This window comes from bacterium, from assembly GCA_036504735.1.
Lineage (GTDB): Bacteria > Electryoneota > RPQS01 > RPQS01 > RPQS01 > DASXUQ01.
The window spans coordinates 816,178-831,166 of the sequence record DASXUQ010000005.1; the positions used below are offsets into that span (position 1 = coordinate 816,178).

Annotated in this window: 12 protein-coding genes; 1 reads left to right on the forward strand and 11 read right to left on the reverse strand. The window is 59.4% G+C overall.

Annotated elements, in window-relative coordinates; genetic code table 11:
* Window positions 1–50 precede the first annotated feature (50 nt).
* From trxB to aroF, 7 genes are all read right to left on the reverse strand, one after another.
* Entirely contained in the window at window positions 51–1,034 is a 984-nt protein-coding gene (gene trxB / locus VGL38_05210) for a thioredoxin-disulfide reductase (protein HEY3294813.1), read from the reverse strand.
* A 142-nt stretch (window positions 1,035–1,176) separates the two neighbouring features.
* Window positions 1,177–2,793 (reverse strand): 3-dehydroquinate synthase, encoded by a 1,617-nt coding sequence (gene aroB, locus VGL38_05215; protein HEY3294814.1) that lies wholly within the window; start codon window positions 2,791–2,793, stop codon window positions 1,177–1,179.
* Complete coding sequence (locus tag VGL38_05220) at window positions 2,766–3,290, reverse strand: shikimate kinase (protein ID HEY3294815.1); 525 nt, start codon at window positions 3,288–3,290, stop codon at window positions 2,766–2,768. Before VGL38_05220 ends, aroB begins: the two co-directional genes overlap by 28 nt.
* Window positions 3,281–4,447, reverse strand: a complete 1,167-nt coding sequence (aroC, locus tag VGL38_05225; GenBank protein HEY3294816.1) for a chorismate synthase — start codon at window positions 4,445–4,447, stop codon at window positions 3,281–3,283. Before aroC ends, VGL38_05220 begins: the two co-directional genes overlap by 10 nt.
* Window positions 4,422–5,279 (reverse strand): shikimate dehydrogenase, encoded by an 858-nt coding sequence (locus VGL38_05230; GenBank protein HEY3294817.1) that lies wholly within the window; start codon window positions 5,277–5,279, stop codon window positions 4,422–4,424. Before VGL38_05230 ends, aroC begins: the two co-directional genes overlap by 26 nt.
* Window positions 5,276–6,565: a 3-phosphoshikimate 1-carboxyvinyltransferase gene (gene aroA / locus VGL38_05235; protein ID HEY3294818.1), complete on the reverse strand. Its 1,290-nt coding sequence runs from the start codon at window positions 6,563–6,565 to the stop codon at window positions 5,276–5,278. Before aroA ends, VGL38_05230 begins: the two co-directional genes overlap by 4 nt.
* A 12-nt stretch (window positions 6,566–6,577) precedes the next feature.
* Complete coding sequence (gene aroF / locus VGL38_05240; GenBank protein ID HEY3294819.1) at window positions 6,578–7,603, reverse strand: 3-deoxy-7-phosphoheptulonate synthase; 1,026 nt, start codon at window positions 7,601–7,603, stop codon at window positions 6,578–6,580.
* Window positions 7,604–7,980: 377 nt separating this feature from the next.
* Here aroF and VGL38_05245 point away from each other — a divergent pair, with 377 nt between their 5' ends.
* On the forward strand, window positions 7,981–10,041 hold the full coding sequence (locus VGL38_05245; GenBank protein HEY3294820.1) for a thioredoxin-like domain-containing protein: 2,061 nt from the start codon (window positions 7,981–7,983) through the stop codon (window positions 10,039–10,041).
* A 208-nt stretch (window positions 10,042–10,249) separates the two neighbouring features.
* On the opposite strand, the gene deoC is transcribed toward VGL38_05245, so the two are convergent.
* The 4 genes from deoC to tkt all read right to left on the reverse strand — a co-directional run bounded on the left by deoC (window position 10,250) and on the right by tkt (window position 14,863).
* The gene (deoC, locus tag VGL38_05250; protein HEY3294821.1) at window positions 10,250–10,951 is read right to left on the reverse strand and encodes a deoxyribose-phosphate aldolase; all 702 of its coding nucleotides are present in this window, start codon (window positions 10,949–10,951) and stop codon (window positions 10,250–10,252) included.
* A gap of 109 nt (window positions 10,952–11,060) precedes the next feature.
* Entirely contained in the window at window positions 11,061–12,161 is a 1,101-nt protein-coding gene (gene tal, locus VGL38_05255; protein ID HEY3294822.1) for a transaldolase, read from the reverse strand.
* 225 nt (window positions 12,162–12,386) lie between these two features.
* Window positions 12,387–12,836, reverse strand: coding sequence for a ribose 5-phosphate isomerase B (gene rpiB, locus VGL38_05260; protein HEY3294823.1), 450 nt, complete (start codon window positions 12,834–12,836; stop codon window positions 12,387–12,389).
* A complete protein-coding gene (tkt, locus tag VGL38_05265) occupies window positions 12,833–14,863 on the reverse strand; it encodes a transketolase (GenBank protein ID HEY3294824.1) in 2,031 nt (676 codons plus the stop codon). The genes rpiB and tkt overlap by 4 nt, the downstream gene beginning before the upstream one ends.
* Window positions 14,864–14,989 lie beyond the last annotated feature (126 nt).

A 14,989-nucleotide genomic window follows, 5' to 3' on the forward strand; every position in this document is an offset into this window, starting at 1 on the left:
GTCGCAAGCCTCAGGGTAGACATGGATTACTGAGCAAAATCGGGTTTTGGTCAGACTTCGACAGCCTTTTGGCGCTTGCTATGGCGCGCGTGCGCCTGCTCTTCGAGCCAGCGTTCGGCATCAATCGCCGCCTTGCAGCCGGTGCCTGCCGCCGTGATGGCCTGACGGTAGCGGTTGTCAAAGGCATCGCCCGCTACGAACACGCCGGGAATATCGGTGAGCGACGTATCCGCGTCATGCAGCAGATATCCGGTCTCATCGGTTTTGAGACTATCGCGCACGATCTGGGTATTGGGCGCGTGGCCGATGGCAATGAATACGCCTTCGCAGGGAACAGTGGTCAGTTCGCCTGTCCTGGTGTTTTCGAGTTGCACGCCCGTTACCTTATTGCCCGCGCCGTCATCGAGGATCTCCTTGATGACCGAGTTCCACAGCACTTCCACCTTGGGATTGGTGAGCACGCGTTCCTGCATGATCTTGGACCCGCGGAACTCTTCTCGGCGGTGAATCAGAATCACTTTGGACGCGTGGTGCGTCAGGTAGCCCGCTTCTTCCAGCGCGGTATCGCCGCCGCCGACGACGCAGACGACCTTATCGCGGAAAAAGAAACCGTCGCACGTCGCGCAGGCGGAGACGCCTTTGCCGCGCAGGCGGGTCTCTGATTCCAATCCGAGCCACTTGGCGGATGCGCCCGAGGCTACAATCACCGCTTCGGCGAGCAGAAAATCGTCACCGGAAAGATTGATGCGGAACGGCCGCTCGGAGACATCCAGCGAAGATACTTCGTCCTCGACAAAGGTCGTGCCGAAGCGCATGGCCTGGCGGCGGAAAAGGTCCATCAGTTCCGGCCCGGTAATGCCTTCGGGAAAGCCCGGATAGTTTTCCACCTCGGTGGTAATCATGAGCTGGCCGCCCGGTTCGAGACCGTCCACGACGACGGGTTTCAGATTTGCGCGCCCGGCATAAATCGCCGCCGTCAGACCCGCCGGCCCCGAGCCGATGATCACCAATGAATGTACTTCTCGTTCGCTCACGTCAAATTCCCGTCAGTTGATGTTTATTCGTTGCTTCAAATCAGAAATCAGAAACCAAAAATTAGAAACTAAAAATGAAAAGATGGTATCAGTCTGCGGTTGCTTTTTGGTTTTTCATTTTTGGTTTGTCATTTTTCTTCAGCTATTGCACTCTCGTTCCCAGCGTCGAGCCGATATCCCGGTTGAGTTCTATCAGCCGCTCAATGGCTTGGAAATAGCTCTTCAGCCCCTGCCCCATCATTTGCGCGGCGCACACCGGAGCCAGAAGCGATGTTTTGCGAAAATCCTCGCGGCGCGAAATATCGGACAGATGCACTTCAATGGCAGGCAGCGTGACGGCGGCGAGCGCATCGCGAATGGCGACCGACGTGTGGGTGTATCCGCCCGCGTTGATGACAATCCCGTCGGCCCAGTGGCGCGCTTCGTGGATCAGATCCACAATCTCCCCTTCGAGATTGCTTTGCCGCACCAGCAAATGCACATTTTTTTCGGCGGCATATTCCTGCAAGCGGCTCGCCGCCTGCTGGTAGCCCATGGTGCCGTAGATTTCCGGCTCGCGCGTGCCCAGCAGATTGAGATTCGGCCCATTGATCACCAGCACCCGCAGCTTGCGTGCCGGAGATTCCTCCGCCGCCCCTTGGGTGATCTCGGCACAGAGCCAGCGCGCGGTCTCTTCGACATAGGCAGGCAGCACATCGGAGACGATAGCAGGCCGGCCGATGCCGCGCATCAGGATCCAGTGGAGTTTGCTCGCCGAGACTTTTTTGTCGCGCTGAATGGCGGTCAGCAGCGCTTCCGGCTTGATGTCCGCTTTAGGAAACGGCGCGCGTTCCAATTGCAGTTCCATAGCCGCCGCTGCCGCAGGTTCCAGCAGATTCATCGCCTCTGACAGGCGCACCATCGCGCGCAGTCCGAGGAACACGGCCTCGCCATGTTTAAACACAGCATAGCGGCCAACCGTTTCCAGAGCGTGTCCGAAGGTGTGGCCCAGATTCAGAATACGGCGCAGATCGGATTCCTTCTCGTCCTTCATGACGATTCCGATCTTGAACTCTATCGCCTGCGCAATGGCCTGATGCACGTCGGGGCGCGGCCAGAGCTGCATATTCGGACCGTACCTTTGCACACTATCCCACAACTCCCCCCCGCCCAGCAATGCGGCCTTCACCACTTCGGCGGATCCGGAAATCCAATCGCGGTCATCGAGAGTCGAGAGCAGATCGAAAGGAATCAGCACGGCCAGTGGCTGGTGGAACGCGCCGATCAGATTCTTGCCCAAAGGGTGGTCCACGCCGGTCTTGCCGCCGATAGCCGCGTCCACCATTCCCAAAAGCGAGGTCGGCACCGCCACCCAGTTGATGCCACGCTGATAGATGGCCGCCACAAATCCCGCGACGTCGCTTACCACTCCCCCGCCCAGCGCAAGAATCAGATCGTCCCGCGCGAATTTCTGGGACGCAAGCTGGCTGATGATCGCCGAGATGGTGTTTAAGTCCTTGGACTGCTCGCCGGGGGCAAAGCTGATCAGCGCCGCTTCGAAACCTTTCTGTTCCAGCGCAATCGTGATAGCGCGGCCATAGTGCAGCGCCACGCGCTCGTCGGTGATCACCAGCACGCGCGGCGACGGCTTGCCGGTAATCTGCGCCAGTTGCGCGGCGGCCCAGTTCAATCCGGCCTGCGCCATACGCACCGGCACCGACTGCATTCCCAGCGCGAGGTTTAACTCTTTTTCTATGATGACGGTTTCAGTATTTGACAAATCCGGTCCACCGTGCTTTCCACGGACGTTTGATCGTCAATATCGATTACGATCTGCGCGGTCAAGTAGTGCCGTTCGCGCCGCGCCAGCATTTCCCGAAGCCTGGCTTTCAGGTCTTCCGCCGTATCCGCTCCCGCCAGCAAGGGCCGGTCATTCAGTACGTGCAACCGCTCTACCAGCAGGTCCACACTGGCGCGCAGGTAGACCAGGGCGCCGTGGGCGTGGACCAGTTCGAAACTGGCCTGCCGTTCCAATGCGCCCGCGCCCAGCGCGACCACTCCCTCGGGAGTCTTGGCGACGCGACGCAAGGCGAGAGCTTCCTGCTCGCGGAAAGCCGATTCACCTTCTTCGGCAAAGATTTGCGGAATTTTGCGGCCCGTGGTGCGCGCCACTTTCGCGTCGAGATCAATGAACGCGATGCCCAGTTTCGCTGCCAGCTTTTCGCCGACCACCGTCTTGCCGGATCCGGTCATTCCCGTCAGAAAGATCAGACCCATGGGCGGGGTGGCCTTGCGGCGTTATGTGCGTGGATTTCACTCATGGAATCGCCACCGGTTTTCTCCAGATAAGGATTCATCAACGCCAGCATGCACACCGCCTCCCCCACCACGGCGGCCGCCGGTACGGCGCAGACGTCGCTTCGTTCGCGCAACGCCACCGCCTCCTGTCCCGTTGCCAGATCCACCGTCTCGAGCGGCTGGGCGAGGGTCGACAGCGGTTTCATGGCCACGCGGATGATCAGCGGTTCGCCCGTGCTCATTCCGCCCTCGACGCCGCCGGATCGATTGGTTCGCCGCACCACGCTGCCGTCCGAACCGGCAAACATCCGGTCATGCACGTCACTGCCGAAGTGCGCGGCCACGTCTTCCGCCATGCCAAAGCCGACGCTCTTCATAGCGGGAATGCTCAGCATTGCCTGCGCCAGAAGCGCCGTCAACCGCCGATCACCATGAACACCGCTGCCCACACCGACCGGCAGCCCCGACGCGATGACTTCAAAAATTCCGCCCACCGAATCGCCGCGCGATTTCGCTTCGTCGATGATTTCCATCATGCGGCGCTCGGCCGCTTTGTCCAGGCACCGCACAGGGCTCGCATCGGCAAGGCGGTTAATTTCCTCAGGCGTCAGGCGGCTCGCGTCCGACTCGGCCTTCACCGGGCCGATCTGCACGACATGGCTGCCCACCGTAATGCCGACTTCCGCAAAGAACTTGCGGCAGATTGCACCCAGGGCCACACGCACGGCAGTTTCCCGCGCCGAGGAGCGCTCAATGACATTGCGGATATCCCGCTGCCCGTATTTGACCGCGCCCGCATAGTCGGCGTGACCGGGTCGCGGCGTGGTCAGCGGCGTCGACTGCTCTTCGCTCTCCGTGGCCTCGACTCGCATCACGTCCCGCCAGTTTTCCCAATCCCGATTCTCAATTTGCACGGCAAGGGGTGAACCCAGCGTCACACCATAGCGCACTCCGGAAAGAATCTGTGCGTGGTCCTGTTCGATACTCATGCGGCCGCCGCGGCCATAGCCTTGCTGGCGGCGATGCAAATCGGCAGCGATCTCCTCCTCGGAAATCCCGACGCCTGCCGGCATCCCCTCCAGAATGCCGATCAGACATTTGCCGTGGCTTTCACCCGCCGTGAGATAACGGATCATACGATTCCAGCCGGGGTAGAAATTCTGTGAGCGCGCGCTTCAGCGGAAACTCGCGTCCGGTCCAAATTTGAAAACTCGCTGCCGCCTGTGCCAAGAGCATCACCAGTCCATTTTCCGTACGCGCACCGCGCTCATCCGCCGCTTGCAGCAGCAGAGTCTTGCGCGGCTCATAAATCAGATCCATCACCAGCGATGCCGGATTGAAGTGAAGCGGCGGCGCCAGCGGAGATCCGGGGCAGGAGCGACTTCCCGACGGGGTGGCATTGACAATCAGGTCGAATCCTTCAAGGGATTCGCGCGCATTCTCCAGCGAGGCAAAGGACAAATCGGCGGACTCGACATATTCCGAAAGCCGCCGCCTCGCCCGCGCCGCATCGCGCGACGCCACCGTGATTGCCATCCGGTGATAGCCCTTGGACAATGCCACTACCACGGCACGCGCCGCGCCGCCGCTGCCAATCACCAGCACATTATGGAAATGTTCTTCCGCCCCTTTGCGCCGCGCCACCGCATAACCGAATCCTGCCAGATCGGTGTTGTCTCCCCACACGTCTCCGTCTTTTCGATAGAGGGTGTTCACCGCGCCCGCATCGCGTGCCGCGACGGTGACCTGTTGACAGAACCGCAGCGCCGCCGCTTTGTAAGGGATCGTCACATTCAATCCATCCCAGGCATTGCTCTCGATCAGCGGTGCCAAATGCTCTTCGGGCACATCGTGAATCACGTAAGTGCCGGAGATATCCGTTGTCCGAAATCCCCATTCAAAGATGGCGGGTGAAAGGCTGTACGAGATGTCTCTGCCGAGCAGGCCAAGGCGAAGAGATGTGCTCATGATTCGATACTCACCGAACCGGGCGCGAGCTGCTGCAGGTGATTCCAGAATTCGGGATAAGAGACCCGCACACACTCGGCGTTATGGATAACCGACTTACCGCGAGCCCTCAGCGCCGCCACGGCAAAGGCCATCGCCATGCGGTGGTCGCCTTCGGTGGTGATCTCTGCGCCGCGCAATCTTGCAGGGCCATTCACTATGAAGCCGTCATCCCACACGCGCACTTCAACCCCCATCCGCTGCAGATTCTCCGTGATCAAATGCAGCCGGTCCGACTCCTTCACCTTTAGTTCGCCGACGTCGCGGAACTCGCTGCTGCCTTCACTCCGTGCCGCCAGCACGGCCAGAACCGGTATTTCGTCGATCATGCTGGCCGATAGCGCACCGCTCACGGCAAAGCCTTTGGTCTGTGATCCCAGCGCCGCCAGATCGGCAAGCTCTTCGCCGCGAATTTTGTGGTGATGGCTGAAGGAAAGCTTCGCCCCTGCCCCACCCAGCAACTCGATATACCCCATACGATGCGGATTGGCCAGCACCGATTTGCACTGCACATGAGATCCGGAAATCAGCACCGCAGCCACTGCCCAGAAGGCCGCCGCGCTGGGATCCGCCCCAATTTTCCCGGAGAGCATTTCCGAATGCACAGTCACCTTGCGTGGGTCCAGGGTAATCCAACCGTCTTCATCGGGAGCAATACTCAAGAGCCGCTCGGTGTGGTCGCGTGTCGCCAATGGCTCACGATAGCGCGTGATCCCTTCCGCCTTCAGTCCTGCCAGCAGCACCGCCGATTTCACCTGCGCACTGGCCACCGGAGAATCGTAGCGGATGCCATGCAGGTCCGCGCCTTCAATTCGCGCGGGGAGGCCGCCATTCGTCAGTTCAATCCGCGCACCCATTGCCCGCAGCGGCGCCGCGACCCTTTCCATCGGTCGGCGGGAGAGCGACGCATCACCCCGCAGCACCCACGTGCCCTTTTGTCCGGACAGGATTCCACAGAGTAAACGCGCCGTGGTTCCCGAGTTGCCGCAATCCAGATCCGCAGAGCAGGCCGTTAGTCCGCCTTCGATGACCACCTCACCGCCGTCACGGCTTACCGTCTTCCCCAGACGATGCAGGCAGGCCAGCGTGGCCGAACCATCATCTCCTGTGCCAAAACGGGAGAGTCGCACCTCATGGGGAACAAAGAGTGAGAGCAACGCGCGGCGATGGGAGACGGATTTGTCTCCGGGAAGGTGAATCTCGCCGCGAAGCGGAGCCGTTACCGGAGTGATGATTGCGCGCGCCATGGTGCACCTGACTCAGTGCTTGCGCGGAAAGCCGCGGCCCATCAGCGGAGCAAGTTGCGCCACCTGCTTCACCAGTTCTTCAAGCTCCGAGGGGTGCAGCGACTGATAGCCGTCGGAAAGCGCCTGAGCAGGCTCGGTGTGCACTTCCACCATCACGCCGTCCGCGCCCGCCGCAATGGACGCCCTTGCCAGCGGCAGCACAATATCCCGTCTCCCCGCCGCGTGCGACGGATCGGTAATAATCGGCAGATGGGAAAGCTGTTTGATCACGGGAACAATGCTGATGTCCAGCGTGTTGCGCGAAAAGTCCGAGAACCCGCGCACGCCGCGCTCGCACAAGATCACATTGGGATTGCCCGCCGACAGAATATATTCCGCCGCGCCCAAAAACTCTTCAAGAGTCGCCGCCAGGCCGCGCTTCAGCAGCACGGGCTTGCCGATCCGCGCCACGCGCTTCAGCAGCACATAATTCTGCATGTTGCGTGCGCCCACCTGAATCACATCCACATACTTTTCGGCAAGGCCCGCGCTCTCATCATCCACCGCTTCGCTGACCACCGGCAGTCCGGTGTAAGCGCGTACTTCGCCCAGCAATTTCAAGCCTTCTTCCCCGAGTCCCTGAAAGGAATACGGCGACGTGCGCGGCTTGTAGGCTCCGCCCCGCAGCAACTGCACACCGGCATGTTTTGCGCGCTCAGCGGCGGCAAACAGTTGCTCCTTGGATTCGACAGCGCACGGTCCGGCAATCACGACCACGTCGTGGCCGCCGATTACGGCGTCTCCCACGTGGATTACCGTGTTTTCGGCTTTGGCATCGCGTGACGTCAGTTTGAGCGGGTGCGTGACCCGGAAGGTCTGCATTACGCCGGGCAGAGAGTCTACCAACGCTGGATCCAGCGGGCTGACATTTCCGGTGATTCCAATGGCCACGCGGGACTTCCCCGGCACGACCTGCGCCTGAAAGCCCGCCTGTTCAATTTGTTTCACCACGTGGGCAATCTGTTCTTCAGACGCGTCGCGTGCCATAATCACCAGCATATGATTCGCTCTCCCTAAGCCGCCACTTCCCGCCCACCGCCATTTGTTACCGGCACGGCAGGACTCCACAACTATATGGATAATACGCAAACAAAACGTAATTATCCAGTATGAAGAACATCACACTTTGAAAGGAGAGAATCCCGCTCCGGCACCCGATCTTTGTGATGCATCGGTCGCCGCCGTCCGTCAAAGGGACAGATATTTCTCTAATTAACAAACTGTTGGCGCGTCGATTCTCAGTTCAATGTGCATTTAACTCTTTTCTATGACAGTTCGTTCCAGACGGTGAAGCATCTGCGGAACTTTTAATGGACTGTCGAGTCTACAATGCACAGGCTCGATTGCTCTGACTTAAACTCAGGTTCTTACACAAAATGCTACATTCCAAGGCCTTCCGTGCGTCTGCCCTCCTCGTGGTTGCTGTGGCGCTGGTCTGGGCAGGCCTTCGTCTTCAGGGGTCGCGCGGCGGATCCATCTTCCCCTTCGCCGCCGCCGCCAACCGTCCTTCCGGCCATAGAGAAAGTGATGCCATGCTGAAATTCAATCTCCCCAAGCAACGAGTCCGCGCCCCCGAATTCCCCAAGGATTTCGCCTGGGTGAACACGGACAAGCCGCTGTACATCAACCAGGACTTGAAGGGCCGCGTCGTGGTGCTCGATTTCTGGACGTATTGCTGCATCAACTGCATGCATATCCTCCCGGACCTCGAATACATCGAACAGAAATACGCCGGGCAGCCGGTGGTCATCGTAGGGGTACACAGCGCGAAGTTCGACAACGAGCAGGACCGCGACAATATCCGGCAGGCCGTGGAACGCTACAACATCGCCCATCCGGTGATCGTGGACGAGCGGCACCGCATCTGGTCGGAATATGGCGTGAATTCGTGGCCGACGCTGATGGTGATTGACCCCGAAGGCAAAGTGGTAGGATCCCTCTCGGGAGAAGGTAATCGCGTCATCCTTGATGAGATCGTCTCCGCGCTGCTGGAAGAAGGCAAGCAGAACGGCACACTTGCCGCAGGGCCGCCGGTGTTTCATCGGGAAGGCCGCGTGCCGTCCGCCTCGGGACTGGCTTTTCCCGGCAAGGTGCTCGCCGAGCCCTCCGGCAAATTCGTATTCATTTCGGATTCCAACCATGACCGCGTGATCATTGCCGATCCCGAGGGCAACGTAGTGGCGATTGCGGGTTCGGGCGAGAAGGGCAACGCCGATGGCGCGTTCGATAAGGCACAGTTTGCCAATCCGCAGGGATTGGCGTACGACGCGGCGAACAATTTGCTTTATGTGGCCGACACCGACAACCATCTCATTCGCAAGCTGGACCTGAATGCCAAGTCCGTGCAGACTATCGCGGGGACCGGCAAGCAGGTCTATGACCGCACCGGCGGCGCGAACGGAACCGCACAGGGTCTGAACAGCCCGTGGGATCTGGCGCTGGTGGACTGGAACTTGTATATTGCCATGGCGGGCAATCACCAGATCTGGTCTATGGATCTGCGGTCGGGCAAAGTCAGCGCGTGGGTGGGGTCGGGCGCGGAAAACATTGATGACGGCACAGGCCTCAGTGTCAATCTTGCCCAGCCCTCGGGGCTGACCCGCAAGGGAGATTGGCTCTACTTTGCCGACAGCGAAGTCAGCGCGCTGCGCCGCGCCAATTTGAAAACGCGCACGGTGGAAACGCTCATCGGCAGCGGGCTGTTCGATTTCGGAGACCGCACGGGCTCGCTGCGGAGCGCCAAATTGCAGCACCCGCTGGGCGTCGCGGTTTCCGGTGATGACATTCTGGTTGCCGATACTTACAATCACAAGGTCAAGCGCGTCAATGAAGCCAAGGGCGAGATCAGCGCAGTAGCAGGGACGGGCAAATCCTCCGCTCCCGCGTCAGACAAGACCGATCTTTCCCTCTATGAACCGGGCGGGCTTTCCGCGCGCGGCGACACACTCTACATTGCCGACACCAACCATGACCGCATCATCGAATACAATCTGGCCGGCGGCACATGGCATGAGTTTGCGTTGAAGGGTCTGCGCATGGAAGCCACCAAGCAGATGGACCTGACGGGAATTCCACTACAGGAAGTTGCCGTGAAACCGGGGATGGATCTGGTGCTGCGACTGAATCCGGAGTTTCCGCGTGGCGTTCACCTTAATAAAGAAGCGCCCATCAATTACGCGTTTGTCTCCAGTTCCAACGGCGGTAAGGGGATTGAGGGCTTGGCGAAGTCGCCGATGATCCCGGTGGAAGTGCGCATTCCCGCGTCGGCTTTTCAACCCGGCGGAGAATATCAGACCACGCTGAACCTTGCGTACTGTACCGATGAGAGCAGCAGCATCTGTGTTCCGGTAACGCTGGGCTGGCGTCTAAAATTCGTCGCCAATCCCGCCGCCAGTAATGATGTGCCGCTAACCGCGCGGGTCAAACCGCTGATGTAAGCCGCGATCACAAAAAAAGAAACGGGCGGATCTAAGATCCGCCCCTGCGTAACAGGGACATGGCATGCCATGTCCCTGTGTCATTATCCGAGGCGCGCTGCTATGCTTGAAGCGGGAGGGTTGCGCGGGGGCGGTGTGGGAGCGGGTAGGATCTGCCGCTTACCCCTCCCCTACACTGCGGGGGATGATCAAGGTCAGACTTGGTCTTTCACGCGCCCGCGGCTTTCGCTTCCTCGATGATGCGCACGCTTGAACTGGCTCCGATGCGTGTGGCTCCGGCGTGGATCATCCGCAGAGCATCGGCATAGGTGCGGATTCCTCCGGCTGCCTTTACACCCAAACCCGCAGGCTTGGCAATGCTGGAAAGGAGCTGCACGTCTTCCACCGTCGCGCCGCCCGGGCCGAAGCCCGTGGAGGTCTTGATGAAATTCGCCTTGGCCTGCACGCAGAGTTCACTCGCCTGCCTCTTTTCCTCGTCCGTCAGCAGGCAGCATTCGAGAATCACTTTCAGGATGGCGTGATTGTCCCGGCAGGCGCGCGCCACTTCCGCAATATCCTCGCCTACCCATTCGGTGTGGCCTGCCTTGAGGCCGCCGACCCAAATCACCATGTCGATTTCCTTTGCTCCCATGCGCATCGCCTCGCGGGCTTCGTGGACCTTCTGCGCTGTGGTGTTAGACCCCAAGGGGAATCCCACGACTGAGCAGGTCTTTACAGTCGTGCCTTCAAGGACCCGGCTGACCATCGGCACATAGACCGGATTGACACAGACCGACGCGCACTTGAGGCTTATCGCTTCGTGGCAGAGCTTCTCGATATCTTTCATCGAGCATTCAGGTTTGAGGGCCGTATGGTCAATCATCGCGGCAAGTTCGGTGTGATTGGGAACTTCAAGTACGGCGTGAGGCATAGCGGAGACTCCGAAAGACTGCAGGGGAGGCGGACCGGACGATCCGCCGCTGAAACAAAAGGAAAGGGGCGAACTTGCGTTCGCCCTTTCTTCTCACAAAACAGTAAAGCTACTTAACGGCTTCGGCGTGAACCTTCTTCTCGATGGCGGCCATCAACTGGTTGAAGGATTCCGTAAATTTTACCACTCCGTCCTCGATCAGATCTTCGGTGATCTTCACCACGTCCACTCCGGCATCGTGAACCTTTTTCAGCGTCTCTTCGGCCGTCTTCAAATTCTCGAGCAGACGCGGCTCGGGCTTGCCATGATCCATCCAGGCTTCGATGGTGTCGAGGGGCAGCGTATTCACCGTATCCTTAGCCATCAGCTCAGTGACATACAGCACGTCGGGATAGTCAGGATTCTTGGTGGAGGTCGAGGCCCACAGTGGCCGCTGGACGTGCGCGCCCGCCTTTTCCAGAGCCTTCCAGCGCGGCGACTGGAGCATCTCGAGGAAATACTTGTACGCCAGACAGGCATTGGCAATGGCGGCCTTGCCCATCAGGTCCTTGCGGCCCTTGGCTTCAAGCAGTTTGTCGCCGGCTGTGTCCACGCGGCTGACAAAGAAACTGGCGACCGACGCGATGTGGGAGACATCCTGCCCCTTGCGCACGCGCTCTTCGAGGCCGTCCAGCCACGCTTTCACGGTGTTATGATACTGCCGCTGCGAGAACAACAGGGTGATATTGATATTCAGACCTTCCGCCAGCATGGCGGCGATGGCCGGAATTCCTGCGTCCGTGCCGGGAATCTTGACCATCAGATTGGGGCGGTTCACACTCTTCCACAGGCGGCGGGCTTCGGTAATGGTGCCGTCGGTGTCGTTGGCCAGACCCGGCGAGACTTCGATGCTTACAAAGCCGTCTGTACCCTTCGTGATGTCGTAGACGGGGCGCAGAGCGTCGCAGGCCCGGGTGACGTCCGTTACCGCGATATGCTCGAAGATTTGCGGCGCGGTCCAATGCTGAGTGTGGCCTTCGTGGATATCCGGATCGTAGTCGCCGCTCTTGCTGATGGACTTCTCGAAGATCGTCGGATTCGACGTCTCGCCGCGCAAACCGTTGTCGATCAACTGCTGCAGCTTGCCCGAGTTCATCAGGTCACGGCTGATGAAGTCCAGCCAGATGGATTGTCCCAGATCAAGAGTCTTTTGTATCGTTGGATGGCTCATGGTAGTCCTGTGAAAATGTGTGGTTCGTAAAATACAATATTCCGGCATTCGTTCTTTTTTCTTCCGCCCTGTCCGGCCAACGTTGGCATCTGGCATTCTTCTTAGAATGCAGATATTTGATTATGCCACTCCCCGAGAGATCCTGCATCCCGAAGACGGGTTGCAGGATGACAAGCTTAGGGGGACAGAACAGGATAAGAAAGAACGGAATGACAAGCGCAGGGATTACGCTCCGGCGGCTTCCATCGCGAGCACCTTTTTGAGACGGCGTTCATGGCGTTCCAAGTGGGAAAAGCGCGCCTTCAGGAATGCGATCACGATTTCCTTGGCAAGCTCGCCGCCGATAACCCGCGCACCGAGGCAGAGCACGTTGACGTCATCGTCTTCCACACCCTGCCGCGCCGAGAAGGTATCCGCCGACAGTCCCGCACGCACGCCTTTCATCTTATTCGCTGCCACGCATGCGCCGACGCCGCTGCCGCAGATGATAATGCCACGCTCCGCGTTTCCGGAAATCACTTCCAGCCCCACCGCGCGCGCATAATCGGGATAGTCCACGGGATCAAGCGACATCGTGCCGACGTCAATTATCTCGTAGCCGGCTTTCAACAGCCACGGAACCAGTTCGCTCTTCAGGGTAAATCCCGCGTGGTCACAGCCGATGGCAATCTTCATGCGTTCTCCTCCACCGCCGGGCGCACTTTATCCAGAACCATTCGCGAGCGCTGCACCACATTCGGCACGTTAAACCCTAACTTCTCCATGACGATTTCACCCGGCGCGGAGGCACCGAAGCGGTCCAGCCCAATCACGTCGCCGTCGAGGCCAGTGTATTTCCACCAGCCGCAGGTCGCGCCCGTTTCGATAGCTACACGCGCTTTGATAAACGGCGGCAACACCGAATCGCGGTACTCTTGCGGCTGCGCATCAAACAGCTTCAGGCACGGCATGGATACCACGCGCGTCGCAATCCCATTCGCTTCGAGCTGCTCGCGGGCTTTAAGCGCCAATCCGACTTCGCTGCCGGTGGCCATCAGAATCAGTTGCGGGGTTCTGCCGGACGCTTCCGCCAGCACATAGCCGCCGCGTTCCACCTTCAGCGGACCATACAGTGCGGGATCCAAGGTATCGACATTCTGCCGCGTGAGCGCCAGCGCTGTCGGTCCGTCCTCCCGCTCAATCGCCAGCTTCCAGCACTGCGCCGTCTCATTGGGATCCGCCGGACGCATCACCCACAAATTCGGCGTCGCCCGCATCATCCACAACTGTTCCACCGGCTGGTGCGTCGGTCCGTCTTCTCCGAGGCCAATGCTGTCATGAGTGAACACATAGATCACCGGCAGCTTGGTCAGCGCCGCCAGCCGGATCGACGGCTTCATGTAATCTACGAAATTCAAAAATGTGCTGCCAAACGCGAGATACGGCGCGGTCAGCGCGATGCCGTTCAGAATCGCGGTCATGGCATGCTCGCGCACACCGAACCGCAGATTGCGGCCTTTGTAATTTCCTTTTTCGAAATCACCACCGCCTTCGATATACGTCAAATTCGACTCATGCAGATCGGCGGAGCCGCCGAACATGGCCGGTAAAATCGGGGCGAGTTGATGAATAACCTTCTCCGATGCTTTCCGCGTCGCAATCGGCTTGTCTTTTGAACTCCACGACGGCAGATGAGTTTCCCAGTCGGCGGGCAGTTTCCGCGCCCAGAAATTGTCCCACTGTTCACGGAACCCGGCGGAGCCGCTGCGGGCCGCGTCAACTTTGGCCGTCCAATCGTTTTGCAGTTTCGCGCCGCGATCCACCGCCGAGCGGAAGTTCTTCAGCGCTTCATCCGGGATGTAGAACTTCTTGTCCTCGGGCCAGCCCAGTGCACGCTTGGTCAACATTACTTCCTCATCACCCAGCGGCGAGCCGTGCGCCTTCTGACTGTTGGCCTTGTTGGGCGAGCCGAAACCGATGATCGTCTTGCAGCAAATCAGCGACGGCTTGGACGTCTGGGCTACCGCCGCCTTGATCGCCGTTTCCACGGCGTCGGGATCCATGCCGTCGATGCTTTGCACGTGCCAACCGTAAGCTTCGTAGCGCTTGCTCACGTCTTCGCTGAAAGACATGGCTGTCGGTCCGTCGAGGCTGATGTTGTTGTCATCGTAAAGGAGCACAATCGAGCCAAGCCCCAAGTGTCCGGCCAGCGACGCCGCTTCCGATTGCACGCCTTCCATCATGTCGCCATCAGAGCAGATGCCGTAGATATGGAAGTCGATGACCTCGCGGCCTTGAGCATTGAACGTTGCCGCCAAATGTTCGCGCGCGATGGCCATGCCGACCATATTGCCTACACCCTGCCCCAGCGGGCCGGTGGTCGCTTCCACACCCGCCGTGCCGTGATTGGCTTCGGGATGGCCGGGAGTCCGTGAGCCCCACTGCCGGAAGTTTTGCAGATCGTCCATCGTGAGATCATAGCCGGTCAGATGCAGCAACGAGTATAACAGCGCGCAGCCATGTCCCGCCGACAGCACAAAGCGGTCGCGGTTGATCCACTGGGGATCGTGCGGATTGTGACGAAGAAATTTCGTCCAGATAACATAACCCATCGCCGCCGCGCCGAGAGGCAGGCCCGGATGACCGGACTTAGCCTTTTGTACGGTATCGATGGAAAGGGTTCGAATGGTATTGATCGAGAGTTGGTCGAGAGCAGAACTCATGAAGATCACTCGGTTTTCACAGTAGGTGGGAATGACGTAGTTTGAACGGACGACAAAGGGGGAGGGTTCCGTGCGGCACAAAAACGCACAGAACGACGGGACGCATTGCCCGTCGTTCTGTGGTTG

Bases quoted from the DNA above. Each gene is read 5' to 3' on its own strand.
- VGL38_05245 (HEY3294820.1), top strand. From the start codon at position 7,981: ATGCTACATTCCAAGGCCTTCCGTGCGTCTGCCCTCCTCGTGGTTGCT.
- tal (HEY3294822.1), bottom strand. From the start codon at position 12,161: ATGAGCCATCCAACGATACAAAAGACTCTTGATCTGGGACAATCCATC.
- tkt (HEY3294824.1), bottom strand. From the start codon at position 14,863: ATGAGTTCTGCTCTCGACCAACTCTCGATCAATACCATTCGAACCCTT.
- deoC (HEY3294821.1), bottom strand. From the start codon at position 10,951: ATGCCTCACGCCGTACTTGAAGTTCCCAATCACACCGAACTTGCCGCG.
- aroC (HEY3294816.1), bottom strand. From the start codon at position 4,447: ATGATCCGTTATCTCACGGCGGGTGAAAGCCACGGCAAATGTCTGATC.
- VGL38_05220 (HEY3294815.1), bottom strand. From the start codon at position 3,290: ATGGGTCTGATCTTTCTGACGGGAATGACCGGATCCGGCAAGACGGTG.
- aroA (HEY3294818.1), bottom strand. From the start codon at position 6,565: ATGGCGCGCGCAATCATCACTCCGGTAACGGCTCCGCTTCGCGGCGAG.
- rpiB (HEY3294823.1), bottom strand. From the start codon at position 12,836: ATGAAGATTGCCATCGGCTGTGACCACGCGGGATTTACCCTGAAGAGC.
- aroF (HEY3294819.1), bottom strand. From the start codon at position 7,603: ATGCTGGTGATTATGGCACGCGACGCGTCTGAAGAACAGATTGCCCAC.
- VGL38_05230 (HEY3294817.1), bottom strand. From the start codon at position 5,279: ATGAGCACATCTCTTCGCCTTGGCCTGCTCGGCAGAGACATCTCGTAC.